General features: G+C 57.4%; 1 protein-coding gene. It reads right to left on the reverse strand.

Going from position 1 to position 1139, the window contains the following annotated elements; genetic code table 11:
- Positions 1-53: 53 nt before the first annotated feature.
- Complete coding sequence (locus EOL86_15400) at positions 54-1067, reverse strand: transposase (GenBank protein NCD26955.1); 1014 nt, start codon at positions 1065-1067, stop codon at positions 54-56.
- Positions 1068-1139: the final 72 nt, after the last annotated feature.

Here is a 1139-nt window from a genome sequence, read left to right on the forward strand (position 1 = left end):
TCCACCCCGAACACTGCGCCCGAATAGACCTTGGCCAACATAAGGGGTCAGTCCTATGATTTAATGTTTTTGACTTTGGAGAAGGGGGCAAATCCCCACTCGCCGGGTTTGGCTGTCTCGAGTCGGGCCAAAAATTCTGCAAAATTGGTGGCCTTGCCCATACGGAGCCGCTTCTTGATCCACCCATTGCGGACCGCCGTATGCCGCCGCGCCAGCCAAGCCAAGGCATATTTTTCTGGGCTGTTCATCATCATGGAAGCAAGATTGCTCTCTTGTAGTCCCAACTCGTCCATTCCGGCAACAATCAAATCTTCCGCGCGGCGTTCGTCGTGGGTTTGAACCTCCTCTCCACTGTAGGAGTCTCGCCGGCCTTTGTTCATCGCGCCGTCTAACCGGTCGAGCATCTCCCGCCGGAAGCCGTCGCCTCCCAAAACCCATCCGCGCCGGATCCTCTGCCAATTCTCGTCGGCCAGCCAGGGTTTGCCGCTGTGCCGGATCTCTTCCACCCGGCCGCCCATATACTCCCCGAACTTTCGCCGCCCTGCAGGAGTATCCGCCAAGTTGAGAGCTCCAAGTACGCGCTCAGTGCCAAGCCACGTTGGTCGCAGCTTCTTCTCGACATAGGCCGGGTAGCTGCTCCACGGATAATCCTCAAGTTTCGACGACTTGAAATCATAGCCCTTCATCCGGGCCGGGTTGAGGTGGATATAGGTGGCCACTGCCAAGAAATAACCGCCGCCCGGCTCCACCGGAATCGCCTTGTACCGGCCCTGGAACAAATGCCCCCATTCGCGATGGTCCGCATTGAAACGCTTGGTGTAGGTGCTCTGCAGCCATTGCATTCCTGCCACGAGGTTGGCTTCGGGCGTTTCCAGGAGCAAGTGGTAGTGGTTTCCCATCAGCGCGTACGCATGGACCTTCCAGCCGGTCCGTCCGCACGCCTCGGCCAGCGTTTCCAGAAAAAGGGCATTATCCGCATCCGTGCGGAACACCTTTTGCTGGTGATTCCCCCGGCTCATGACGTGATATACCGCCCCCGCATATTCGACTCGTGGTTTTCTTGGCATATATCCGATCCAAACCCATCCGCCCCGCCCCCGTCAACCCTAAAACATTAAATCATAGGACTGACCCCTTTT

This window comes from Deltaproteobacteria bacterium (genome assembly GCA_009930495.1).
GTDB lineage: Bacteria > Desulfobacterota > Desulfovibrionia > Desulfovibrionales > Desulfomicrobiaceae > Desulfomicrobium.